Here is a 6,603-nt window from a genome sequence, read left to right as displayed (position 1 = left end):
GCCGTCCACCCCCAGCCTCAGTGTCAGTACCTCGAACGGCCGCAGAGCGACCGGCACCGAGTTGCCCTCCCTGGCCGTCGGCCGCTGGGGGCGTTCCAGGAGGTCCGTCACCTGGGCGTCGGCCAGGGGGAAGCCCGTGCGGAGTACGCCCTCGGCTCGCCCGCCGCGGGACTCGTACAGGCGGACCACGACGTCACCGGACGCATCGTCGGCCAGCTTGACCGCCTCCACCGTCACGCCCGTGCCCTCGACCGACACGACCGGCTCCGCCGGGCCCGCCGCGTCCGCGATGCGGAGGGGGAGGTTGAGCGCGTAGCCCTCGGCGACCGCGTCCTCGACGCTCGCGCCCGGCAGGAGCGAGTACGTGAAGCGGTGCCTGCCCTGGTCGGCCTCGGGGTCGGGGATGCGCGGGGCGCGGACCAGGCTGAGGCGGACCGTGGTGGTCGTACCGCCGTCCTCGCGCACCGTGCGGGAGACGTCGTGGCCGTAGGTGGAGTCGTTGATCACCGCCACGCCGTAACCCGGCTCGGCGATGTGCACCCAGCGGTGGCCCGACACCTCGAAGCGGGCAGCCTCCCAGCTGGTGTTGGTGTGGGTGGGGCGCTGGATGTGGCCGAACTGGATCTCCGCGGAGGAGTGGGGGGCCCGGATGTCCACCGGGAAGCCCGCCTTGAGGAACTTCTCGGCCTCGTGCCAGTCGATGTCCGTCTCGAAGTCGATACGGGCGCTGCCGGCACGCAGGCTGATCGTCTGGATGATCCGCGAGCCCTTGCCGAAGGAGCGTTCCACCCGGATCGCGCCCCGCAGCGGGTCCTCCTCGACCACCGTCACGGAGTCCGCCGCCAGCAGGTCCGTGTAGCGGTTCCTGTAGTGCTTGTCGACGTCCCAGGCGTCCCAGTAGTTCGGGAGGTCGGTGTGCAGGCGGAGCAGGTTGCCCTTGTCGGCGAGCACCTCACGGCCGCCGGCCCGCAGGTCCCGTACGGAGGCCAGGGTGCCGTCCTCGGCCACCTCCACCCGTACCAGGCCGTTGTCGAGCACGCGGCCGGAGACCGTCACCGGGTCCGTCCCCTCACCGGCGCCCAGGGGTGCGCTGCCGTTCGCGGGGACGAGGGTGTGGGTCAGGGAGCCGTCGGCGGCCCGGACCACCTCCCGGCGGTCCACCGGGCTCGTGTTGAAGACGTGGGGGGCGCCCGCGCCGAGTGCCGCGATCGCCTCCGCGGTCAGCGCCTCGACCTCCTTCGCCACCCGCGCGTACTCCGCCTCGGCCTCCCGGTGCACCCACGCGATCGACGACCCCGGCAGGATGTCGTGGAACTGGTGGAGGAGGACCGTCTTCCACAGGCGGTCGAGTTTCTCGTACGGGTACGCGTAGCCCGGCGCGTGCAGCGCGGCCGTCGTCGCCCACAGCTCGGCCTCGCGGAGGATGTGCTCGCTCCTGCGGTTGCCCTGCTTGGTGCGGGCCTGGGAGGTGTAGGTGGCGCGGTGCAGCTCCAGATAGAGCTCCCCGTTCCAGACGGGAGCGTCGGGGTACTCCTCACGGGCCTTCGCGAAGAACGTGTCGGGGTGTTCGACGACGACCTTCGGTGAGCCCTCCAGGTCGGCCAGCCTGCGCGCCCGCTCCATGATCTCGCGGGTGGGGCCGCCCCCGCCGTCGCCCCAGCCGAAGGGGGCCAGGGAGCGGGTGCCGCCGCCCTTCTCCGAGTAGTTGCGGACGGCGCGGTCCATCTCCTCGCCGCTGAACCGGGCGTTGTAGGTGTCGATCGGCGGGAAATGGGTGAAGATGCGGGTGCCGTCGATGCCCTCCCACCAGAAGGTGTGGTGCGGGAACTTGTTCGTCTGGTTCCAGGAGATCTTCTGGGTCAGGAACCAGTCGTTGCCCGCGAGCTTCGCGAGCTGCGGGTAGGCGGCGGTGTAGCCGAAGGAGTCCGGCAGCCAGACGCCCTTGGTCTCGATGCCGAAGTGCTCGATGAAGAACCGCTTGCCGTGGATGAGCTGGCGGGCGAGCGCCTCGCCGCCGGGCAGGTTGCCGTCGGCCTCGACCCACATGCCGCCGACGGGCGCCCACTGGCCCTTGGCGACGGACTTCTTGATCCGCTCCCACACGTGCGGGTAGTTGTCGCGCACCCACTCGTACTGCTGGGCCTGCGAGCAGGCGAAGATGAAGTCGTCGTACTCGTCGGCCAAGGACGTCACGTTCGAGAACGTCCGGGACGTCTTGCGCCTGGTCTCTCGGATGGGCCACAGCCAGGCGGAGTCGATGTGGGCGTGCCCGACGCCGGAGACGGTGTGGGCGCTGGCGTGCGCCGGCTTGGCCAGGACCGGGACGAGGACCTCCCTGACCGCCGCGGCCGACCCCGCGATGTCGTCGAGGTCCACGGTGTCCATGGCCCGGTCGAGGGCGTGCATGATCTCGTGACGGCGCGGGTCGTGGTCCTCCAGGTGGGCCATCAGTCCGCGCAGTACCTGGAGGTCCAGGTCGAGGTGCCAGACGTTCTCGTCGAGGACGGCGATGTCGGCCCGCTGGAAGGTGTAGAGCGGCTTGTCCCCGGCGGTCAGGACGTCGCCGAGGGGGGTCGGGCGCGCGAAGTTGTCGGCGAGGATGTCGGGGTTGGAGGCCGCCTCCACCAGGTAGTCGACCGTCTCCCCGCCCGTGGCCGGGTTGGCGATCGGGACGTACTGGTTGAGCGGGTTGACCGCCTTCAGGGGTGTGCCGTCCGTGCGGTGGACCAGTGCCTCGGCCTGGTTGCCGGGCCAGTCGCCGACGAAGCCGAGGTCGATGACGGCCTCGACGCGCCGGCCGGCCCACTCGGCGGGCACCTGCCCGCGCATCCGGAACCAGGTCGTGCCCCAGGGCGGACCCCAGGGGGTGTCCATGGCGAAGGGCTTGTACGGGGCCGCCGCGGCCTCCTCGAAGGACACGGGCTCCCCGGGCGCGTGCCAGGCCTCCACCTCGAAGGGCACGGAGGCGGCGTAGATCGCGGGCTTGATGCGCTGGGTGTGGACGCGCTCGACGCGTTCCTCGATCCGGCGGCGTTCGTCATGCATGGAAGAAGTCTCTCCTGAGGAGGTGCGGGTGCGAAGCGCCGCTTGGCGCTCTACTTGAGGTACGCCATGCCCGGATGGACGGCCGTGTAGCCGTCGACCAGGCTGCGGGCCACGTGTACGGAGTCGACGAGCGGGTGCAGCGCGAACGCCTTCACCGCGGTCGTACGGGAGCCCGACTCGGCCGCGGACAGGACCTCCCGCTCGACCGCCTTCACCGCGCAGACCAGGCCGGTGGCGTGGTCCGGCAGCGGGTCGACCGCGACGGGGTGCGCGCCGTTGGCGTCGACGAGGCAGGGCACCTCGATGACGGCCTCGGTGTCGAGGACCGAGAGGGTGCCCTTGTTGCGGACGTTGAGGATCAGCGTGGTGCGCTCGTCGCGGGCGATGGCCCGCATCAGGGCGAGGGCGACCCTCTCGTAGCCGCCGGAGAGGTCGTCGGCGTCGCGCTCTCCGGCGCCCGCCGACTCCCGGTTCTCCGCCATGTACGTGGCCTCGCGCTCGGCCCGGGTGCGGTCCCAGGTCTTCAGGGCCTCGGCGCCGGGGCGCCGCATCTCCTCGTAGAAGTGGGCCTGCTGCTCGCGCAGGAAGGCGCCGCGGGTCTTCTCGGCATCCTGGTAGGCGCGTACGGCCTCGCGGTTGAAGTAGTAGTAGTGCAGGTACTCGTTCGGGATCGCACCGAGGGACTGGAGCCACTCGGGGCCGAAGAGCTTGCCCTCCTCGAAGGAGCCGAGCAGGTCCCGGTCGGCGAGCAGGCGGGGGAGCACGTCACGGCCCGCGACGCGCAGTCCGCGTACCCAGCCGAGGTGGTTGAGGCCGACGTAGTCGATCCAGGCCTCGCGCGGGTCGGCGACGCCGAGCACCCGGGCGATACGGCGGCCGAGGCCGACGGGCGAGTCGCAGATGCCGATCACGCGGTCGCCGAGGTGGCGGGACATCGCCTCGGTGACCAGGCCGGCGGGGTTGGTGAAGTTGATGACCCAGGCGTCGGGGGCGAGACGCGCCACCCGTCGCGCGATGTCCACGGCGACGGGCACGGTCCGCAGCCCGTACGCGATACCGCCCGCGCCGACGGTCTCCTGGCCGAGCACACCCTGCGCGAGGGCCACGCGTTCGTCGTCGGCGCGCCCCTCCAGGCCGCCGACGCGGATCGCGGAGAACACGAAGTCGGCGCCGCGCAGGGCTTCGTCGAGGTCGGTGGTGGCCGTCACCTCGGGCGCGTCGGGCACACCGGCGGACTGCTCGGCCAGGACGCGGGTCACGGCGGACAGCCGTTCCGCGTCCAGGTCGTGCAGGACGACACGAGTAACCCGGCCCTCGGCGCGGTCGCCGAGGAGCGCCCCGTACACGAGCGGCACCCGGAACCCGCCGCCGCCCAGAATCGTCAGCTTCACGCATCTACCACCTTCGCGATGTCACGGCTCGAACGCCCGTGACGAGGGCTTTCAGGGCTCGTACGGCCGGAAGGACCGCCGGGACGGCGATCACCGGTGCGGCGGCGCGCCCGGCCATCATGCCCGCCGTGCCCGAGCCCGGCGTCCCGGTGCCCGCGTCCATCGCGACCGTGCCCGCCGTCACCACGCTGCACGGCTCGTCCCCGATGCGCGACCCGGCCCGGCGCACAGCCGGAAGGGGAGGCACGACGGACACCGCGAACGCGGTCCGCACCGGCCGCCCGGTTCACGCCGGCACCACCTCCACGCCCGCGTCCTCCAGCGAGGAGCGGGTGGTCGGGTCCACGGGACCGTTGGTCACCACCATGTCGAGTTCCTCGGGTCCGCAGACCCGTGCCATGCCCGTGCCCGGGAACTTCGCCGAGTCGGCGAGCAGGACGACCTTGTCGCACGCCTTGATCATGGCGCGCTTGACCGGCACCTCGACGACGGTCGTGTCCATCACCGTCCCGCCCGGCCGCACCCCACTGGTCCCGAGGAACAGCCAGTCAGCGTGCAGCTGGCGCAGGTTGTCCTCCGTCAGGAAGCCGACGAGCGAGCGGTACTCGCGCCGCAGCACACCGCCGAGCAGCACCAGTTCGATGCCCTCGTCGTCGGCCAGCTCCTCGTACACCACCAGATTGCTGGTGATCACGGTGAGCCGGCGTCCGTGCAGCTGCCGGGCCAGCCGGTAGGCGGTCGTGCCGATGTCGAGCAGCACGGACTGGCCGTCCCGGACGAGGGAGGCGGCCTTCGCGGCTATCGCGTCCTTCTCGGACACACGCACCTCGGCGACCTCGGCGAAGGGCTGGTCGCCCTCCTCCACGACCGCTCCTCCGTGCACACGGGTGAGCAGTCCTTCCTCCTCCAGCTTGACCAGGTCGCGCCGGATGGTGGCAGCACTCACGCCGAGTTGCTCGGACAGGTCGGTGACCGCCGCGGGGCCGCCTGAGCGCAGGGCCCGCAGGATCAGTTGGTGTCGTCTTTCCGCCAGCACGCGCTGAACAGTACTCGTCATCTTCAATCATTTCCATGCTCACTTCTGCTTGACTCTTGCCAAATCCCCCGGGGGACGCGCACGATCCTGTGCACCGAGACGCAGAGTTGACGGGAGATGTGCGCGTGGACGACGACCGGCCCGACGTGGTGCTGACCGGGCTGCTCTTCTACGACCTCGTCCTCACGGGGCTGGGGAAGCCGCCGACGCCCGGGGAGGAGATCTGGACCGACGGCATGGGCTGCGGTCCGGGCGGTATCGCCAACCTGGCGGTGGCCGCCTCGCGCTTCGGTCTCAGCACCTCGCTCGCCACGGTCTTCGGGGACGACTTCTACGGCGAGTACTGCCGTGACGTCCTCGACGGCCAGGAGGGGATCGATCTCTCCCTGTCCCGTACGGCGGACGGCTGGAACACGCCGGTCACGGTCTCCCTCGCCCACGGTCATGACCGGGCGCTCGTCACCCACGGCCAGGTGCCCCCGTACTCCCAGGACGCGCTGATGGGCGACCCGCCCGACGCGCGCACCGCGCTGGTGCACCTCGAGGCCGAGCCCCGCGAGTGGCTGGCCAAGGCGGCGGCGAACGGTACGCGGATCTACGCGGACGTCGGCTGGGACCCCACCCGGCGCTGGTCCTCGGACCTCCTCGACCAGCTCTCCCTGTGTCATGCCTTCCTGCCGAACGAGACCGAGGCGATGGCGTACACGCGCACCGACAGCGCGGTGGCGGCGCTCGGCACGCTCTCGGAGCTGGTGCCGGTGGCCGTCGTCACGCGGGGCGGGGAAGGCGCCGTCGCCGTGGACCAGACGACGGGCGAGTACGTCGACGTACCCGCCGTGGACGTGGACGTGCTGGACCCGACGGGCGCCGGGGACGTCTTCGGCGCGAGCTTCGTCGCGGCCTCCCTCGGCGGCTGGCCCCTTCAGGAGCGGCTGCGCTTCGCGGTGCTCGCCGCGGGCCTGTCCGTACGCCACCACGGCGGCGCCCTGGCCGCGCCCGGCTGGTACGGCGTCCACAGGTGGTGGCGGTCCCTCGAGGACCCCGGGCTGCGGCGCGCGTACGGCTTCCTGGCCGACCGGCTGCCCGCGGACCCGGGCCCGCCGCTCCCCCACGCCCCGGTCACTCCCCCGG

General features: G+C 71.8%; 5 protein-coding genes. 1 reads left to right on the top strand and 4 read right to left on the bottom strand.

What is annotated here, in order from left to right:
* The 4 genes from FNH04_RS38910 to FNH04_RS38895 all read right to left on the bottom strand — a co-directional run.
* The coding region (locus FNH04_RS38910; protein WP_152790685.1) for an alpha-mannosidase at nucleotides 1-3,045 on the bottom strand (3,045 nt) is incomplete at its 3' end.
* Between the two features lie 50 nt (nucleotides 3,046-3,095).
* Entirely contained in the window at nucleotides 3,096-4,436 is a 1,341-nt protein-coding gene (locus FNH04_RS38905; RefSeq protein ID WP_322725125.1) for a 6-phospho-beta-glucosidase, read from the bottom strand.
* A 4-nt stretch (nucleotides 4,437-4,440) separates the two neighbouring features.
* Entirely contained in the window at nucleotides 4,441-4,683 is a 243-nt protein-coding gene (locus FNH04_RS38900) for a hypothetical protein (protein ID WP_152790683.1), read from the bottom strand.
* Between the two features lie 39 nt (nucleotides 4,684-4,722).
* A complete protein-coding gene (locus tag FNH04_RS38895) occupies nucleotides 4,723-5,472 on the bottom strand; it encodes a DeoR/GlpR family DNA-binding transcription regulator (protein ID WP_322725127.1) in 750 nt (249 codons plus the stop codon).
* A 125-nt stretch (nucleotides 5,473-5,597) separates the two neighbouring features.
* Here FNH04_RS38895 and FNH04_RS38890 point away from each other — a divergent pair.
* The coding region (locus FNH04_RS38890; protein ID WP_322725122.1) for a carbohydrate kinase family protein at nucleotides 5,598-6,603 on the top strand (1,006 nt) is incomplete at its 3' end.

The organism is Streptomyces phyllanthi, from assembly GCF_009377205.1.
Lineage (GTDB): Bacteria > Actinomycetota > Actinomycetes > Streptomycetales > Streptomycetaceae > Streptomyces > Streptomyces phyllanthi.
The sequence above is the reverse complement of the archived record's forward strand: the minus strand, read 5'-3'. Positions and strand labels throughout refer to the sequence as shown.